The 16,158-nt window shown below is 60.6% G+C and carries 17 protein-coding genes; 4 read left to right on the top strand and 13 right to left on the bottom strand.

Annotation, left to right across the window (positions count from 1 at the left end; translation table 11 throughout):
• The first annotated feature begins 97 nt into the window (after positions 1–97).
• Positions 98–841, top strand: coding sequence for a carboxy-S-adenosyl-L-methionine synthase CmoA (gene cmoA, locus EGJ27_RS13360; protein ID WP_125831218.1), 744 nt, complete (start codon positions 98–100; stop codon positions 839–841).
• Positions 838–1,797 carry a tRNA 5-methoxyuridine(34)/uridine 5-oxyacetic acid(34) synthase CmoB gene (gene cmoB, locus EGJ27_RS13355; RefSeq protein WP_125831217.1) on the top strand — a complete coding sequence of 320 codons (960 nt, stop codon included), beginning with the start codon at positions 838–840 and terminating at the stop codon, positions 1,795–1,797. Before cmoA ends, cmoB begins: the two co-directional genes overlap by 4 nt.
• 101 nt (positions 1,798–1,898) lie before the next feature.
• Here cmoB and pdxJ read toward each other — a convergent pair whose 3' ends face one another.
• From pdxJ to rpoE, 11 genes are all read right to left on the bottom strand, one after another.
• Positions 1,899–2,639: a pyridoxine 5'-phosphate synthase gene (gene pdxJ / locus EGJ27_RS13350; RefSeq protein ID WP_125831216.1), complete on the bottom strand. Its 741-nt coding sequence runs from the start codon at positions 2,637–2,639 to the stop codon at positions 1,899–1,901.
• Positions 2,640–2,720: 81 nt separating this feature from the next.
• Positions 2,721–3,404, bottom strand: a complete 684-nt coding sequence (gene recO / locus EGJ27_RS13345) for a DNA repair protein RecO (protein WP_125831215.1) — start codon at positions 3,402–3,404, stop codon at positions 2,721–2,723.
• A gap of 66 nt (positions 3,405–3,470) precedes the next feature.
• Positions 3,471–4,373, bottom strand: a complete 903-nt coding sequence (era, locus tag EGJ27_RS13340; RefSeq protein WP_125831214.1) for a GTPase Era — start codon at positions 4,371–4,373, stop codon at positions 3,471–3,473.
• Complete coding sequence (rnc, locus tag EGJ27_RS13335; RefSeq protein ID WP_125831213.1) at positions 4,366–5,055, bottom strand: ribonuclease III; 690 nt, start codon at positions 5,053–5,055, stop codon at positions 4,366–4,368. The genes era and rnc overlap by 8 nt, the downstream gene beginning before the upstream one ends.
• Complete coding sequence (locus tag EGJ27_RS13330) at positions 5,052–5,429, bottom strand: DUF4845 domain-containing protein (RefSeq protein WP_125831212.1); 378 nt, start codon at positions 5,427–5,429, stop codon at positions 5,052–5,054. The genes rnc and EGJ27_RS13330 overlap by 4 nt, the downstream gene beginning before the upstream one ends.
• A gap of 105 nt (positions 5,430–5,534) precedes the next feature.
• Complete coding sequence (lepB, locus tag EGJ27_RS13325; protein ID WP_125831211.1) at positions 5,535–6,389, bottom strand: signal peptidase I; 855 nt, start codon at positions 6,387–6,389, stop codon at positions 5,535–5,537.
• Positions 6,390–6,398: 9 nt separating this feature from the next.
• The gene (gene lepA / locus EGJ27_RS13320) at positions 6,399–8,195 is read right to left on the bottom strand and encodes a translation elongation factor 4 (protein WP_125831210.1); all 1,797 of its coding nucleotides are present in this window, start codon (positions 8,193–8,195) and stop codon (positions 6,399–6,401) included.
• 172 nt (positions 8,196–8,367) lie between these two features.
• Complete coding sequence (locus tag EGJ27_RS13315; protein WP_256672820.1) at positions 8,368–9,786, bottom strand: DegQ family serine endoprotease; 1,419 nt, start codon at positions 9,784–9,786, stop codon at positions 8,368–8,370.
• A gap of 295 nt (positions 9,787–10,081) precedes the next feature.
• Complete coding sequence (locus EGJ27_RS13310) at positions 10,082–11,038, bottom strand: MucB/RseB C-terminal domain-containing protein (RefSeq protein ID WP_125831208.1); 957 nt, start codon at positions 11,036–11,038, stop codon at positions 10,082–10,084.
• Between the two features lie 8 nt (positions 11,039–11,046).
• Positions 11,047–11,640: an RseA family anti-sigma factor gene (locus EGJ27_RS13305; RefSeq protein WP_125831207.1), complete on the bottom strand. Its 594-nt coding sequence runs from the start codon at positions 11,638–11,640 to the stop codon at positions 11,047–11,049.
• 33 nt (positions 11,641–11,673) lie between these two features.
• Positions 11,674–12,255 carry an RNA polymerase sigma factor RpoE gene (gene rpoE / locus EGJ27_RS13300; protein WP_002554912.1) on the bottom strand — a complete coding sequence of 194 codons (582 nt, stop codon included), beginning with the start codon at positions 12,253–12,255 and terminating at the stop codon, positions 11,674–11,676.
• A gap of 500 nt (positions 12,256–12,755) precedes the next feature.
• On the opposite strand from rpoE, the gene nadB reads away from it, so the two are divergent.
• Positions 12,756–14,372: an L-aspartate oxidase gene (nadB, locus tag EGJ27_RS13295; RefSeq protein ID WP_125831206.1), complete on the top strand. Its 1,617-nt coding sequence runs from the start codon at positions 12,756–12,758 to the stop codon at positions 14,370–14,372.
• Here nadB and EGJ27_RS13290 read toward each other — a convergent pair.
• Both EGJ27_RS13290 and EGJ27_RS13285 read right to left on the bottom strand, forming a co-directional pair.
• Entirely contained in the window at positions 14,341–14,805 is a 465-nt protein-coding gene (locus EGJ27_RS13290) for a protein YgfX (RefSeq protein WP_125831205.1), read from the bottom strand. The two genes, nadB and EGJ27_RS13290, sit on opposite strands and share 32 nt — an antisense overlap.
• Positions 14,789–15,043 carry a succinate dehydrogenase assembly factor 2 gene (locus EGJ27_RS13285; RefSeq protein WP_125831204.1) on the bottom strand — a complete coding sequence of 85 codons (255 nt, stop codon included), beginning with the start codon at positions 15,041–15,043 and terminating at the stop codon, positions 14,789–14,791. Before EGJ27_RS13285 ends, EGJ27_RS13290 begins: the two co-directional genes overlap by 17 nt.
• 148 nt (positions 15,044–15,191) lie before the next feature.
• Here EGJ27_RS13285 and EGJ27_RS13280 point away from each other — a divergent pair, with 148 nt between their 5' ends.
• Entirely contained in the window at positions 15,192–16,133 is a 942-nt protein-coding gene (locus EGJ27_RS13280) for a folate-binding protein YgfZ (protein WP_177523022.1), read from the top strand.
• Positions 16,134–16,158 lie beyond the last annotated feature (25 nt).

The raw sequence follows: 16,158 nt of genomic DNA, 5'->3' as shown, positions 1-16,158 counted from the left end.
GGCAACGGCGGCTCATCAGACAAGTCGATCTGGCCCATGCATCCCGGCCGTAACTTGGCTAGAATGCCGCCCTTTCAGACCGCCTGCCGGAACCGCCGTGAGCAAAGAACCCGATCGCCTTTTCGCCCAGCCACTGGCCCAGGTGCCCGACTTCGCCTTCAATGAAGACGTCGTGCGGGTCTTCCCGGACATGATCAAGCGCTCGGTGCCCGGCTACCCGACCATTGTCGAAAACCTTGGCGTGCTCGCGGCTCAGTTCGCCAGGCCTGATACCGTGCTCTATGACCTGGGCAGTTCGCTGGGTGCCGTGACCCAGGCGCTGCGCCGTCATGTTCGTACCGACGGCTGCCGTGTAGTGGCCGTGGACAACTCGGCGGCGATGGTCGAGCGCTGCCGTGAATACCTCAATGCTCAGGACTCGATGTTTCAGGAGCTGCTGCCGGTTGAGGTCATCGAAGGCGACATTCTCGCGCTGCCTTTCAAACCCGCGTCGGTGGTCGCACTGAACTTCACCCTGCAATTCATTCCACCCGATCAGCGTCACGAACTGCTCGGTCGGATTCGCCAGGCGCTGGTGCCAGGCGGCGCGCTGATTCTTTCGGAGAAGCTGCGCTTCAACGATCCGCAAGAACAGGCACTGCTGACCGACCTGCATATCGCTTTCAAACGTGCCAATGGCTACAGCGATCTGGAAATTGCCCAGAAGCGTAGCGCCATCGAGAACGTCATGAAACCCGACAGCCTGGAGGAACACCGTGAGCGCCTGTTGGCCGCCGGATTCTCCAAGGTAGTGCCCTGGTTCCAATGCCTTAACTTTGCCTCGTTGATTGCCCTGCCATGATTGATCTCGCTCCACTCGTCCGCCGTCTGGCGGGCACACCCCTGGCCGCTTGGGCCAACGGCCTGCAAGCCCAGCTCGACGCAAAGATGGCGAAAGGTCACGGCGACCTGCAACGCTGGCAGAGCGCGCTGGATGCCCTGCCCAGGCTGACGCCGAGCCGCGTTGACCTGGCCGACAGTTTCACGCTGGATGTCGACTGCGATGGCGAAACCCGCACGCAGCTGCGCACCGCTCTGATGGGGCTGTCGCCGTGGCGCAAAGGGCCGTTCAATGTGTTCGGCGTGCATATCGACACCGAATGGCGCTCGGACTGGAAATGGTCACGGGTTTCGCCGCACCTTGATCTCAAGGGCAAGCGTGTACTGGATGTGGGCTGCGGCAATGGCTACTACCAGTGGCGCATGCTCGGCGCCGGCGCGGACAGCGTGATCGGCGTAGACCCCAACTGGTTGTTCTTCTGTCAGTTCCAGGCGATGCAGCGCTATTTGCCGGATCTGCCGGCGTGGCACTTGCCGTTCGCTCTGGAAGACCTGCCCGCCAGTCTCGAAGGCTTCGATACCGTGTTCTCCATGGGCGTGCTGTATCACCGCAAGTCGCCCATCGACCATTTGCTGGCGTTGAAGGACTGCCTGGTCAAGGGTGGCGAGCTGGTAATGGAGACGCTGGTGGTTCCCGGCGATGTGCAGCAGGTGCTGGTGCCGGAGGATCGCTACGCGCAGATGCGCAACGTCTGGTTCCTGCCGTCGGTGCCGGCGCTGGAATTGTGGTTGCGACGAGCCGGTTTCGTCGATGTGCGCTGCGTCGACGTCAGCACCACGACGGTCGAAGAACAACGCAGCACCGAGTGGATGCGCTATCAGTCGCTGAGCCATTTCCTCGATCCGCAGGATCACAGCAAGACTGTAGAAGGCCTGCCGGCGCCGATGCGTGCGGTAATCGTGGGCCGCAAGCCCTGACTTGTCCACCGTCGTTGCCAGCAAGCTGGCGACGGGTAAAAAGACGCCGCGACCCGGTAGGAGCTTGCTACCGATGGCGGACAAGCCCCCGTAATGGGCGCTTACCGGGCAGCGGCTGTGATGAGCGCTTTCATCTCGGCAACCGCCGCCTTGAAGCCGACAAACAGGGCATGCGCCACCAGCGCGTGACCGATGTTCAGTTCGTTGATGCCTTTGATAGCCGCCACGGCTTCGACGTTGTGGTAATGCAGGCCATGCCCGGCATTGACGATCAGGCCCTGAGCCACGCCGAACGCCACGCCGTCGGCAATGCGCTTGAGTTCTTCGGCGACCTCGGCCGGGGTCTGTGCGTCGGCATAGCGCCCGGTATGTAACTCAATGGCCGGCGCACCCACACGCTTTGACGCGGCGATCTGCTGCTCGTCGGCATCGATGAACAACGACACTTCACAACCGATCTTCGCCAAACGCTCCACAGCGGCCTTGATCCGCGCCTCCTGACCGGCCACGTCCAGCCCGCCTTCGGTGGTCAATTCCTGTCGTGTCTCGGGCACCAGGCACACATGGGCCGGGCGGATACGCTCGGCGAATGCGAGCATTTCTTCGGTCACGCCCATCTCGAAGTTCATTCGCGTCTGCAGTACGTCCTTGAGCAGCAATACGTCGCGCTCCTGAATGTGGCGGCGGTCTTCGCGCAGATGAACGGTGATGCCATCGGCACCCGCCTCTTCGGCATCCAGCGCGGCCTTGACCGGGTCCGGATAACGGGTCCCACGGGCCTGACGCAACGTGGCCACGTGATCGATATTCACGCCGAGAAGGATGCGAGTGCTTTGAGTCACGGGTGTCTCCTGAAAATTGAGCGATACAGGCGGGCAAGCATACGGCGCGGCCGCGTTTCGCGAAACCGTGGGCGGCGGAAACTATGGTTTGCGAAAGAGTTCGCGACTGACCAGCGGACGGCCGCCCAGATGCACGGCCAGTGCCTGGCGCATCAAACGCTTGGCGGCGCTCAGCGCACCGGGCGCGCTCCAGTCGGCTTCAGCCATGGCCAGCAGTTCCACGCCCTGGAACAGCCCCGGTTGCAGCAGATAGACCCGCTCCAGGCCGGCGTCGACTTGCAGCCGATACAGGCCATCGGCGGCCAACGGTTCGCCGTGAATATCGACATCCAGCGCAAAGCCGTAGCCGAGGTCGTCCAGCAGCCGCCACTCGAACGACCGCAACAGCGGCTCCAGCGGGCGGCCGGCGCCCAGGGCGACCAGGGTCGCGGCGTAGTGCTCGAAGACCGAGGGAAACGGATCTTCCGCCGGCAGCAGGCGGATCAGCAGTTCGTTGAGGTACATGCCGCTGAACAATGCATCGCCGGTCATCCAGGTGGCGACTCCGGCGCTCTCCATGCGCCCGACATTCTTCAGCTCGCTGCGTCCGCGAAATTCGACTTCCAGCGGCACGAACGGTCGCGCCAACGACCCCGCCTTGCCCTTGGCGCTGCGCAACACTGCGCGCAGGCGGCCCGAAGGCGTGAGGAAATCCACCAGAGCGCTGTTCTCGCGATACGGACGGCTATGGAGCACATACGCAGGTTGGCCGGTTGGCGTGCTCATCGGGCGGGCTCGACAGAAGGATTACACCCGGACGCGCCTGGGCGCGGAGCCGGGTGAACGGACCGGTTAAAGGTCGCCGTAGCCCAACGAACGCAGGGCGCGTTCGTCATCGGACCAGCCGCCTTTGACCTTGACCCAGAGGTTGAGCATGACCTTGGAATCGAACAGCAGCTCCATGTCGCGACGGGCATCGGTGCCGATACGCTTGATGCGCTCGCCCTTGTCGCCAATGATGATTTTCTTCTGGCCATCGCGCTCGACCAGGATCAGCGCGTGGATGTGCAGGGTACGACCCTGCTGCTTGAACTCTTCGATTTCGACGGTGATCTGGTACGGAAGCTCGGCACCCAGCTGGCGCATGATCTTCTCGCGAACCATTTCGGCGGCCAGGAAGCGGCTGCTGCGGTCGGTGATCTGGTCTTCCGGGAAGAAGTGCTCGTTCTCCGGCAGGTGCGAAGCGATCAGCCCTTCCAGCGCGTCGAGGTTATGCCCGTGCTGCGCGGAGATCGGCACGATGGATGCATTCGGGAGCTGGCCTTGCAGCCATTCCAGATGCGGCATCAGGTCGCCTTTCTCTTCGAGGCGGTCGGTCTTGTTGATCGCCAGGATCACCGGACCCTGCACATATTGAATGCGCTCGAGCACCATCTGGTCTTCGTCGGTCCAGCGGGTGCGGTCCACGACGAAGATCACCACGTCCACGTCCTTCAACGCAGCCGAGGCGGTCTTGTTCATGTAGCGGTTGAGCGCTTTGTCGCTGTTCTTGTGCATGCCGGGCGTATCGACGTAGATCGCCTGCACAGCGCCTTCGGTCTTGATCCCCAGCATGTTGTGACGGGTGGTCTGTGGCTTGCGCGAGGTGATCGCCAGCTTCTGGCCCAGAATGTGGTTGAGCAGCGTTGACTTGCCTACGTTGGGCCGGCCGACGATGGCGACATAGCCACAGCGTGTTGCAGTTGTATCAGTCATTACCGTTCTCCACGCCCAGGGCGATGAGTGCTGCTGCGGCGGCTACCTGTTCGGCGATCCGGCGGCTGACACCCTGTCCTCGACTTTTTTCATTCAATAAGGTGATCTCGCACTCAACGAAGAACGTCCGGCAGTGCGGTTCGCCCTGGATATCCACCACTTCGTAGCGCGGCAGATCACAAGCACGCGACTGTAGGAATTCCTGCAATCGGGTTTTCGGGTCTTTGTTGGTGTCGACCAGCGTCAGGCTGTCGAACTCGGTGGTCAGCCAGGCCAGGACGCGTTCGCGCGCCACTTCCATGCCGGCGTCCAGATAGATCGCACCGATCAACGCTTCGAGGGCGTCGGCCAGAATCGATTCGCGGCGAAAACCGCCACTCTTCAATTCGCCAGACCCCAGCCGCAGGTATTCACCGAGGTCGAAACCGCGAGCCAGCAACGCCAGGGTTTCGCCTTTCACCAGACGTGCGCGCAAGCGCGACAACTGGCCTTCACGCGCCTGGGGGAAACGCTCGAACAGCGCTTCACCGGCGACAAAGTTGAGGATCGCGTCGCCGAGAAACTCCAGGCGCTCATTGTTGCGACCGGCAAAACTGCGGTGAGTCAGGGCCAGAACCATCAGCTCCTGATCCTTGAAGGTATAACCGAGCTGACGCTCCAGGCGACTCAAGGATACGCTCACGGTTTGCCCACGCTGAATTGCTGGTCAAACTTCAGGACCAGGTCGATGTTCAGAATCAACGGCTCGCGCTGTTCGTATTGCAAATGGGCGTTGAACTTGTTGTTCGCCACCGTCACCTTTAACGCCTTGTTCAAATCCACATCCCGAATACTGTTGACCTGCATGCTTTTACCGACATAACTGTAAAAATCGTCGACCGTGGTGATATCCAGGGCCTGATTGTTATCGACTGCTTCGATGGTCTTCTTCAACGACATGTTGTCGAGGTAATGAGGCACCACTTTCAATCCGGTGCTCACCCCGAAGGCTACCAGTGCCAGGGTCAACAGCCAGCCCACCAACGAAAGCCCTTTCTGAGAAGCAGAAAACGTCATGTTCGACCTTGACCTCAAGAGTAGCCCGCCTGTGCGATAAGACCCGTTTATCAATCCACGCAGCCGGAATGACAGGTGGCGCTGCCTGAGCAGCGCCACCTTGATTTACTTGATCAGCCCGACGCGAGAGAAGTTGGGGAGATGGCTGAGTTTCGGCTCAGGCCAGCTCATCCAGACCGCGAAGGCCTTGCCGACGATGTTCTTGTCCGGAACCATCCCCAGTTCATCCTTGGGAATGTTCGGATCGTCCCAATAACGGCTGTCGTTGGAATTGTCGCGGTTGTCGCCCATCATGAAATAGTGAGCGGCCGGTACGGTCCACTCCTTGTCAGGCGGCGCGCGGTAACGGGTCATTTCCTGGCGGATCTGGTGCTCGACAGCGCCCAGCTGCTCTTCATACAGCTCGGCGCTGCCCAGGGTGCCGGGCTCTTCGCCGACCAGCTTCTTGGCCACCAGCTCACCATTGACGAACAGGCGCTTGTCGCTGGTGTAGCGGATCTGATCACCCGGCAGGCCGACTACGCGCTTGATGTAGTTGACGCTCGGATCGCTCGGATAGCGGAACACCATGACATCGCCACGCTGTGGATCACCGATCGAAATCACCTTCTGATCCAGCACCGGCAGGCGGATACCGTAGGAGAATTTGTTGACCAGGATGAAATCACCCACATCGAGTGTCGGTTTCATCGAGCCCGAGGGAATCTGGAAGGGTTCGACCAGAAACGACCGCAGCACCAGCACGATGAACAACACCGGAAAGAACGACTTGCCGTATTCGACCAGCAGGGGTTCTTTGTTCAATCGCTCGACCACTGCCATGTCCGGCTGGCCGACGCTGCCCTGGTAATTCGAGATGGCAGCCCGGCGCCGAGGCGCCAGGATCACCAGATCGAGCAGTGCGAGCAAGCCACAGACAAAAACAGCGATGACCAACAACAGCGGGAAATTTAGAGACATAAGACCTTACTATTCCAACCTGAGCACTGCGAGGAAAGCTTCTTGTGGAATTTCCACGTTGCCGACCTGCTTCATGCGTTTCTTACCGGCCTTTTGCTTCTCCAGCAACTTACGCTTACGGCTCACGTCGCCACCGTAACATTTGGCCAGTACGTTCTTTCTGAGCGCCTTGACGGTTGTCCGGGCAACGATCTGGCCGCCGATGGCCGCCTGGATCGCAACGTCAAACATCTGCCGGGGAATCAGTTCCTTCATCTTCTCCGTCAACGCACGGCCTTTATAGTGCGCATTGTCGCGGTGCACGATCAGCGCCAGGGCGTCGACCTTCTCACCGTTGATCAGAACGTCCAGCTTGACCAGATTGGCGGACTGGTAACGATCGAACTGGTAGTCCAGTGACGCATAGCCACGGCTGACCGACTTGAGACGATCGAAGAAGTCCAGGACCACTTCGTTCATCGGCAGGTCGTAGCTCACCTGAACCTGGGTACCCAGGAACAACATGTCGCGCTGCACGCCGCGTTTCTCGATGCACAGCGTAATGACGTTGCCCAGGTGCTCTTGAGGCACAAGAATATTGGCCCGCACGATCGGCTCGCGCATGTCTTCGATGGCCGACACGTCCGGCAGTTTGGACGGGTTGTCGACGTAGATCGTTTCACCGGTCTTGAGCAGCAGCTCGAAAATAACCGTAGGTGCAGTGGTAATCAGGTCCAGGTTGTATTCGCGCTCGAGGCGCTCCTGGATGATTTCCATGTGCAGCATGCCCAGGAAGCCGCAACGGAAGCCGAAGCCCAACGCGTCGGAGCTTTCCGGCAGGTACTGCAGGGAAGAGTCGTTGAGGGTCAGCTTCTGCAGCGCCTCGCGGAAGTCTTCGAAATCGTCGGAGCTGACCGGGAAGAGGCCGGCGTAGACCTGCGGCTGAATGCGCTTGAAGCCGGCCAGCACTTCGACGTCCGGCGTGGAACTCAGGGTAAGGGTATCGCCCACGGGCGCACCATGGATGTCCTTGATACCGGCGATGATGAAGCCCACTTCGCCGGCTTTCAGATCAACGGTCGCGGTGTGCTTGGGGTTGAACACGCCCACGCTGTCGACCAGGTGGATCTTGCCGGTGGACTTGACCAGGATCTTGTCGCCCTTGCGAACCCGGCCGTGACGCACGCGAACCAGAGACACGACGCCCAGGTAGTTGTCGAACCACGAGTCGATGATCAACGCTTGCAGCGGATCTTCGATGTTGCCGGTCGGCGCCGGAATAGTGGTAACCAGACGCTCGAGCACCTCATCGACGCCCATGCCGCTCTTGGCGCTACAGGCCACGGCGTCGGTGGCGTCGATGCCGATGATCTTCTCGATCTCTTCCTTGACGCGCTCCGGATCGGCTTGCGGCAAGTCCATCTTGTTCAGGACCGGCATGACCTCAAGGCCCTGCTCGATGGCGGTATAGCAGTTGGCGACGGACTGAGCCTCGACGCCCTGGCCGGCGTCCACCACCAGCAATGCACCTTCGCACGCTGCCAGGGAACGGCTGACTTCGTAGGTGAAGTCGACGTGGCCCGGGGTGTCGATGAAGTTCAGCTGGTAGGTGATGCCGTCTTTGGCCTTGTAATACAGAGTAACGCTGTGGGCCTTGATGGTGATGCCGCGCTCACGCTCCAGGTCCATGGAGTCGAGGACCTGCGCTTCCATTTCGCGCTCGGACAGACCACCGCACATTTGAATGAAGCGGTCGGCCAGGGTCGACTTGCCATGGTCAATGTGGGCGATGATGGAGAAATTGCGGATATGACTCAAATCACTCACGGATCAACACTCAAAAAGGTTGCAGGCAGTTTACCCGCCGAAAAATAGCCGGGAATTGTACCTGATGGAAGCAAGGGGCGTCACGCTCGCAGGCAACTACCCTGCCCGCCCCTTGAACAGCATCCACAAAAAAGGGCGGTATGAGCCGCCCTTTTCTGATCAAACGCTTCCGTTACTCGGCAAGCTTGAAGGTGATGAACGTCGCTCGTCCCTGACGCAACACGCGCATTGAAACGGAACGATCCTTGGGCAGGCTCTTGGCCACGTCCGTGAACTGCTTGGCAGTGGTGATCGCCTGATTGTTCAGGTGCGTGATCACGTCACCGGACTGCAACCCGATGAGCGATGCCGGGCCACCCAGGACGTCCTTGATGACTACGCCACCCTTGAGATCCAGCGACTTCTTCTGCTCGGCGGTCAGCTCGGTCACCGAAACACCCAAGCGGTTGCTGCTGCGTTCCGAACCTGCGCCCGGCGTGCCGCCCATTTCCTGGCCTTCGTCCGGCAATGCGCCGACGGTCACGGTCAGGGTCTGACGCTTGCCGTCACGGATGACCTCAAGCTCGGCCTTGCTGCCGTCCTTGAGATTACCGATCAGGTGCGGCAGGTCGGCCGACATGATGACCGGCTGGCCGTTGGCGCTGAGAATCACATCACCCACTTGCAGGCCGCCCTTGGCCGCCGGGCCGTCTTCAAGCACTTGAGCCACCAGCGCACCGGCCGGCTTGTCCAGGCCAAACGACTCGGCCAGATCCTTGTTCACTTCCTGAATCACGACGCCCAGCCAGCCACGATTGACCTTGCCGTTGGCCTTGAGCTGATTGGCGACGTCGAGTGCCACATCGATCGGGATGGCGAACGAAAGCCCCATGAAGCCGCCGGAACGGGTAAAGATCTGCGAGTTGATCCCCACGACCTCGCCGGCCATGTTGAACAACGGGCCACCCGAGTTGCCGGGATTGATCGCCACGTCGGTCTGGATGAACGGCACATAGGTATCGTTCGGCAGGCTGCGGCCCTTGGCGCTCACGATGCCTTTGGTCACCGAGTGATCGAAGCCGAACGGCGAACCGATGGCCAGGACCCACTCACCGACCTTCAGCTTGTTGGAATTGCCCAGCTTGGCCGTTGGCAGATCCTTGCCCTCGATCTTGAGGACCGCAACATCGGTGCGGGGATCGGTACCGACCAGCCGGGCTTTCAGTTCGCTGCGATCGGACAGGCGGACGAGGATTTCGTCAGCGCCATCGATCACATGGTTGTTGGTCAGCACATAACCGTCGGCGGAAATGATGAAGCCCGAGCCCAGGGACTGGGCCTCGCGCTGTCGGTCGCCCTTGCCTGGCGGGCGAGACCCTGGCGGCATGCTGCGCTCGAGAAATTCGCGCAACATCGGCGGCAGACCTTCCAGGTCGGGCATCTGCTGGCCCGCGACGGCACGATCCGGCAATTTCTGGCGGGTACTGATGTTCACCACGGCCGGGGATGCCTGCTCGACCAGACCGGTGAAGTCCGGCAGGTCTTCGGCCTGAGCCACGGCAACCTGACCGAGCATGAACACGGCGGCGAACAGTGAGAGATAAGATTTCATGCGTGGTATCGACATACGGCTCCCGTTCACAACGAGCAAAGTTAAGCAGTACAGAGCGAGTGACCCAAAGGGCCGGCACAGCTTCGGCCCTGGTTGAGGATCAGCTTCAAGGCCCCACAAACGACAAAGGCCAGAGCGGCAAGGCTGTGACCTATAGAAAAAAACGGCCGCTTTTGCAACTTGCAAAGCTCACCAAACATTTCAGCAACCAGCTCCAGACCAGCAGGACTGCGGCCTGGCAGGGTATCGTGCCCGAGATGAAATCTTTTACATCACAGGCGTTTCAACGTCGGCATTACTTGCTGGCTTGAGCGGCAGTGCTGCGCATCGACAACGCTATACGCTCTGCAGTGCCTAGCGGAACCTCTCCGACCACCGTCACCAGGGCGTCACCCTGCGGCGTCGTCAAACGGCGCGATACCGCCACGGTCGGGCCTAACTGAGTACGGATATCCGTGGTCGCGGCGTTACTGATCCGCTCGATGAACACCGACACACGTGCCAGCCCGTCACCGTACATCAGTGATGCGACCTCCGCGCCCGATGCAGGGTCCTTGCGCACGCCGCTACTGCTCAACTCGAAACCCGAAGGCAACCAGTCCGATCGCCAGTCCACCGGCGCAATCGTGGCTTCCGGCCTGGCCTTGACCATGTTCACAGGCTTGCATTCGGCACTGGCCTGCAATTGCTGATCGGTCGGGACGGCTGTGTCGAATTCGGTGAACTGGAAACGCTCCAGCAACTGGCCCTTGTCGCTCAACAGCAATGACTTGAGGGTCAGACCGGTTGCGTTATCGACGTGCAATTCGACGCCGTAACGATGCTGATCCTTGGGCGTGATCGCCAGAATGGACGCCGCACGACCGGCCACTCTGGATGAACCGGCCATTTTCAGGTCGTACCAGGCGGAAAGTTTCTTGGCATCCAGAACGCGGGATGAAGACTCGGAAGGATTGGCGACGCCGGGTGCCAGCGTGCCACTAACGCACTGGGTCATTCCCCCTACGCGCAGAACTTCCTGGGCGGAACCATCGAGCTGCAGCAACCGCTCACGAACCTTGCCGTCGCTTATGCGATGCCAGATTCGGTGAGTGGAAAAACTACCGTTGCGCTCGTAGACGAACGTCCCTTGGTAATTCTGCTGTTCATCTGCCTGAGCAAGACGCTTGACTGCGTCCTGCGCTTCATCGGCATATACCGGGAGGACAAGCCATCCACCGAACAACAATGGCCAAAGACGGACGGCTCGCATGCTACTCCTTAACGGTTTTCCAGGCTTGCAGCACGAGCGTATGGCAGCGCGCTGTCAGCACCCTTCACGGCAGCATCCTGCGCGTGTTGACGCAAGTAACCCGGCAGACGGCTGTCATCTTCGCCAGCCTTGCCTTGCAGAACACCGTTGACCATCGGGCCTGGTGCCTGCTCGGAGCTTTCGGTGTAGCCCGCCAGCACAGCCGGACCTTTGACCTGCGGCATCGACAGGTTGGCAGGCTGCTGGCCTTGCTGGGCCAGTTGAGCACCCGCGATGTCGTCCTGGTTGTACAGGCGAACACCGGCCAGAACGGCGACGGTCACCGAAGCAGCTACCGCCAGACGACCCAGAGAGCGCCAAGGACCGCGAGCCGCCTTGAGCGGGCTTACTTCATCGGCGATTGCGGCGGAAACAGCTGCCGAAATATCCAGATGAGGCATCAACAGTTCTTTGTGCATGGCTGCACGGGCAATTTGATAACGCGACCATGTGGCACGTGTATCCGCATCGTCGATGGCATTCAGCACTCGACGCAATTCCAATTCGTCCGCTTCGTTATCCATCACTGCGGACAGCGATTCCTGCAGGGCTTCACGACTCATGGCGGGTTCCTCTCTTGGGCTATCGCCGCTGTCTCAGGATTCCTGCAACAACGGCTGCAGGGCTTTATCGATGGCTTCCCGAGCGCGGAAGATCCGAGAGCGCACGGTACCAACAGGACATTGCATGACGCTCGCAATGTCTTCGTAACTCAGACCGTCGAATTCACGTAAAGTTAGGGCAGTACGTAAATCTTCCGGGAGAAGCTGGATGGTTCGATGGACTGTGCCTTCGATTTCATCCCTCAACAATGCACGTTCCGGCGACTCGATGTCCTTGAGGCCATGATCGCCATCGTAGAACTCCGCGTCCTCAGACCTCACATCGCTATCAGGTGGCCGCCGACCGCGCGACACCAGATAGTTTTTCGCCGTGTTGATGGCGATGCGGTACAGCCAGGTATAAAAAGCACTGTCGCCGCGAAAATTTCCCAGTGCACGGTAAGCCTTGATAAAGGCCTCTTGTGCAACGTCTTGAGCCTCATGGGTGTCGTGCACGAATCGCACGATCAACCCTAGAATCTTGTGCTGGTATTTCAGCACCAACAGATCAAATGCTCGCGTGTCGCCGCGCTGTACGCGCTCGACCAGCTGCTGATCCTCTTCCTGGGTTAGCATGAACACTCCTCGTTAAGCTTGAAGGAGCGTTGCAACTGATATTGTTCAGGCTCGCAAACATAGACTCGGGCTTTTCGCAAAAGTTCTCCCCCTTCAAGCAAGTTTCCTGCGGGCCGTCGAAGGCCTGCACGAAAAACGCAGCGCGAACAGAGTCGGCTGCGCGAATAGTCTTGTCGTCGGATCCGCCGTCGGTAATGACCAACCGGGCCGGGCGTAAAGCCGACGCTGTTCCTTTAAAGGCAACCTGCTATTGAGCCCGGAAAGCCTGGAAAAGTTCCCGGAATTCCGGCACAGGTGTCAGACACACAAAGCAACCTACGTCGTAGAATCAGCAGGAGGCGTAGGAAAACACCACATGCCTGACGGAAAAACGGTATGCATGACGTCAGGGACTGGAGCACAATCCATGCCCGCCGTGGTCTCACATTGCCATGAAGGCGCGGCTATTGTGCCGATAGACCCTTACTTATACTAGTGGCCGTTAAAGGCGAAATTCACTGATGAGCCAACAATTTCAGCATGATGTCCTGGTTATCGGCAGCGGCGCTGCGGGGTTGAGCCTGGCGTTGACCCTCCCGGCCCACCTGCGGATCGCAGTCCTGAGCAAGGGCGATCTGTCGAACGGTTCGACCTTCTGGGCGCAGGGCGGCGTTGCGGCGGTGCTCGATGACACCGACACCGTGCAATCTCATGTTGAAGACACCCTCAATGCCGGCGGCGGCCTGTGCAATGAAGAGGCAGTGCGCTTTACCGTGGAGCACAGCCGCGAGGCGATCCAGTGGCTGATCGACCAGGGCGTGCCCTTTACCCGCGGCGAGCAGGCCGATACCGAGGAAAGCGGCTTCGAGTTTCACCTGACCCGCGAGGGTGGGCACAGCCATCGGCGCATCATTCATGCGGCGGATGCCACTGGGGCGGCGATCTTCAAGACCCTGCTCGACCAGGCCAGGCAACGGCCGAACATCCAGTTGCTCGACCAATGCGCAGCCATCGACCTGATTACCGAACCGCGCCTGGGCCTTGAAGGCAATCGTTGCCTGGGTGCCTATGTGCTTAACCGCCGCAGCGGCGAAGTCGACACCTACGCCGCGCGCTTCACGATTCTGGCGTCAGGCGGCGCGGCCAAGGTCTATCTGTATACCAGCAACCCGGACGGCGCCTGCGGTGACGGCATCGCCATGGCCTGGCGCTCCGGCTGCCGGGTGGCAAATCTGGAGTTCAACCAGTTTCATCCCACCTGCCTGTATCACCCGCAAGCCAAGAGCTTTCTCATTACCGAAGCGCTGCGCGGCGAAGGCGCTTACTTGAAGCTGCCCAACGGCGAGCGGTTCATGCCGCGCTTCGATGAGCGCGCCGAGCTGGCGCCGCGCGATATTGTCGCGCGTGCCATCGACCATGAAATGAAGCGCCTGGGCATCGATTGCGTGTACCTGGACATCACGCACAAATCCCCGGAGTTCATCAAGGCGCACTTCCCTACCGTGTACGAGCGCTGCCTGGAATTTTCCATCGACATCACGCGCCAGCCGATTCCCGTGGTACCCGCCGCGCATTACACCTGCGGCGGCGTAATAGTCGACAGCCAGGGGCGCACTGACGTCCCCGGCCTCTACGCCATCGGCGAAACCAGCTTTACCGGCCTGCACGGCGCCAACCGCATGGCCAGCAATTCGCTGCTCGAATGCTTCGTCTACGCCCGGTCCGCCGCCGACCACATCGAAGCCCAACTGGGCGAAGTGGCGATGCCGGTGAACTTGCCGGCGTGGGACGCCAGCCAGGTCACCGATTCGGACGAAGACGTGATCATCGCCCACAACTGGGACGAGTTGCGGCGTTTCATGTGGGATTACGTGGGTATCGTGCGCACCAGCAAGCGCCTGCAACGTGCCCAGCATCGGGTGCGCTTGCTGCTGGACGAGATCGACGAGTTCTACAGCAACTACAAGGTCAGCCGTGACCTGATCGAATTGCGCAACCTGGCGCAGGTGGCGGAGCTGATGATTCGCTCGGCGATGGAGCGCAAGGAAAGCCGCGGGCTGCACTACACGCTGGATTACCCGGACATGCTGCCCGAAGCACTGGACACTATTCTGGTGCCGACAAACCACGTCGGCTGAACTTCAAGCGCACCCGAAGGCGTCGGTGCTCGTCCGGCACCAGGGCGTCACAAGGGATGCAGGCGCTGTGAACCTGTTTCCCGGGTCGCCCGTCACGCTGCAAGCGAAAGCGCAGGATCACGATCAGCGGCAGCACCACGCTGTCGCCGCACACCTGCACCGACTGCCATCCGCCCCGCTCGCTCCAGATTTGCCACCCGTCGGCATCCCGCCGCAACGCCCTGAAAGCCGCAGCGTGCCTGAGCAGGATCCGGCGTGGCAGCACCCACCGCGCATGGGCCGCACACAGCACCACCCCGACGGCGACCGCCGACCGTGGAACATCGAGCCAGGCCAGCGCAACAAGTGCCAGCCCCAGAGCCGCGAGGTAAGCCGTCAACAACAGCCGCGAGGCCTGCCAACGGCAGTGGAACCTGTCACTTGGGCTGGACACGATCCAGGATCATGCGAACCATGCGCTGCAGTTCGGGATCTTCGGACTCGGCGCGCTGCATGAACCAGCCGAACATGTCCTGATCCTCGCACGTCAGCAGGCGACGATAGAGGTCACGATCCGCGTCGTTCAGGGTTGGATAGACTTCTTTCACGAAAGGGACCAGCAACACGTCCAGTTCGAGCATGCCGCGGCGGCTGTGCCAGTACAGGCGGTTGAGTTCAACGTCTTCGACCATGGAGCGCTCCTCAAAGTAGGCGGCGAGTATACAGCCGCAAGGCGAGCTGGCGAATCGTGCAATGGTCGCAGCAGTTTTCATGTGCCCGTATTCATAATCGCGACACGGCACTATGATGTGCCCCAGACATTTTCCACATGCGATGACCATGGCCCACTCAGCTTTTTACTGCACGCTTTCCCATGAAGGCATTCTTGCCGTTCGCGGCGTGGATGCCAGCAAATTCCTGCAGGGTCAGTTGACCTGCAACCTCAATTACCTGAGCGAAGACAAATCCAGCCTGGGCGCACGCTGCACGCAGAAGGGCCGGATGCAGTCCAGCTTTCGCATCCTGCTCGACGGCACCGACTGCCTGCTGGCCATGGCCCGCGAGCTGATCGAGCCGCAACTGCTGGACTTGCGCAAATACGCAGTGTTCTCCAAGTCCAAACTGACGGACGAAAGCGACGCCTGGGTGCGCTTCGGCCTGCAGGACGGCGACGCCGCGCTGGCCCGCCTCGGGCTGGAGCTTGCGCAGGACACCGACAGCGTCGTGCGGGCCAACCAGCTGATCGCCATTCGCGTGTCGCCGGGCCGCGCCGAACTGTGGGTCCCTGCCGATCAGACAGACACCATGAAATCGCAGCTCGCCGGGCATTTGCCCGAAGCGCCGCTAAACGACTGGCTGCTCGGCCAGATCCGCGCCGGCGTGGGTCAGGTGTTCGCAACGACCCGCGAAGAGTTCATCCCGCAGATGATCAACCTGCAAGCGGTGGGCGGCGTGAGTTTCAAGAAAGGCTGCTACACCGGCCAGGAAATCGTCGCGCGCATGCAATACCTGGGCAAGCTCAAGCGCAGGCTGTATCGGTTATCGAGTCAAGGCGGCGAGCTTCCAGCGCCCGGCACCCCGCTGTTTTCGCCGGTCAACGCCAGCTCCGCAGGCAACGTGGTGATCGCCGCACAAGCCGGCCAAGGTATGGAACTGCTGGCCGTGCTGCAGGCGGACGCAGCGGAAGGTGGTCAGGTTCACCTGGGGTCGCCGGACGGCCCGGCTCTGCAATTGTGTGAACTGCCCTACACCCTGGACAGCAAACTCGAAACGCAACGCTGACCGATCGAACACACTCTGGATACAA

The sequence above is a fragment of the Pseudomonas sp. v388 genome, from assembly GCF_003935425.1.
Classification (GTDB): domain Bacteria; phylum Pseudomonadota; class Gammaproteobacteria; order Pseudomonadales; family Pseudomonadaceae; genus Aquipseudomonas.
This window is presented reverse-complemented; position numbering and strand designations above follow the sequence as displayed.

Coding starts and splice junctions, on each gene's coding strand:
- rpoE (WP_002554912.1), bottom strand. CDS start 12,255: ATGCTAACCCAGGAAGAGGATCAGCAGCTGGTCGAGCGCGTACAGCGC.
- EGJ27_RS13330 (WP_125831212.1), bottom strand. CDS start 5,429: ATGACGTTTTCTGCTTCTCAGAAAGGGCTTTCGTTGGTGGGCTGGCTG.
- EGJ27_RS13280 (WP_177523022.1), top strand. CDS start 15,192: ATGGCCCACTCAGCTTTTTACTGCACGCTTTCCCATGAAGGCATTCTT.
- era (WP_125831214.1), bottom strand. CDS start 4,373: ATGACTGATACAACTGCAACACGCTGTGGCTATGTCGCCATCGTCGGC.
- EGJ27_RS13305 (WP_125831207.1), bottom strand. CDS start 11,640: ATGAGTCGTGAAGCCCTGCAGGAATCGCTGTCCGCAGTGATGGATAAC.
- nadB (WP_125831206.1), top strand. CDS start 12,756: ATGAGCCAACAATTTCAGCATGATGTCCTGGTTATCGGCAGCGGCGCT.
- EGJ27_RS13310 (WP_125831208.1), bottom strand. CDS start 11,038: ATGCGAGCCGTCCGTCTTTGGCCATTGTTGTTCGGTGGATGGCTTGTC.
- EGJ27_RS13315 (WP_256672820.1), bottom strand. CDS start 9,786: ATGAAATCTTATCTCTCACTGTTCGCCGCCGTGTTCATGCTCGGTCAG.
- cmoB (WP_125831217.1), top strand. CDS start 838: ATGATTGATCTCGCTCCACTCGTCCGCCGTCTGGCGGGCACACCCCTG.
- EGJ27_RS13285 (WP_125831204.1), bottom strand. CDS start 15,043: ATGGTCGAAGACGTTGAACTCAACCGCCTGTACTGGCACAGCCGCCGC.
- recO (WP_125831215.1), bottom strand. CDS start 3,404: ATGAGCACGCCAACCGGCCAACCTGCGTATGTGCTCCATAGCCGTCCG.
- lepB (WP_125831211.1), bottom strand. CDS start 6,389: ATGTCTCTAAATTTCCCGCTGTTGTTGGTCATCGCTGTTTTTGTCTGT.